Here is a 689-nt window from a genome sequence, read left to right as displayed (position 1 = left end):
GGCAGATTCATGAAGACTCCGATAAGACTTGTGCCAGTCGCCTTCTGGGGCAACTGCGAACCGGGAAGCCTAACAGTTTGATTTCCAATGAATTAATACCGAAATAGCAGGTCGTCCGTCGTTTTTGGAATAAGCGCTTGTCGCTCTTGGCAATGCAACTGGCGTTGAAGAGACGTAAGCGGTCGCTGACAGACGAGGACTGTCACACTTATTTGTTAGCGTCGATGTCTTTCAGTCAGGGAGAAAACGCCGATGAAGTTCGCACCGAAAATGCTCGCTGTGGTGCTTGGATTGGGTCTAGCCGCTCACGCATTCGCCACCGATCTGAAGCACTGGCCGGCGGATCAGGCCAAGGCACTGGACGCGATGATCGCGGCCAATGCCAACAAAGGTAACTACGCGGTGTTCGACATGGACAACACCAGTTACCGCTATGACCTCGAAGAGTCGTTGCTGCCGTTCATGGAAAACAAGGGCCTGATCACCCGCGACAAACTCGATCCCTCCCTGAAGCTGATGCCGTTCAAGGACACCGCCGACCATAAGGAAAGCCTGTTCAGTTACTACTACCGGCTGTGCGAAGTCGACGACATGGTCTGCTACCCGTGGGTGGCGCAAGTGTTCTCCGGCTTCACGCTCAAGGAGCTCAAAGGCTATGTCGATGAGCTGATGGCCTCGGGCAAACCGGT

1 pseudogene is annotated in these 689 nt (G+C 54.3%); it reads left to right on the top strand.

Annotated elements, in window-relative coordinates:
• Window positions 1–252: 252 nt before the first annotated feature.
• A pseudogene (locus tag HT737_RS30595) lies at window positions 253–689 on the top strand (haloacid dehalogenase-like hydrolase); the annotation flags it as partial.

The organism is Pseudomonas sp. MD195_PC81_125 (genome assembly GCF_014060985.1).
Taxonomy (GTDB): domain Bacteria; phylum Pseudomonadota; class Gammaproteobacteria; order Pseudomonadales; family Pseudomonadaceae; genus Aquipseudomonas; species Aquipseudomonas parakoreensis.
This window is presented reverse-complemented; position numbering and strand designations above follow the sequence as displayed.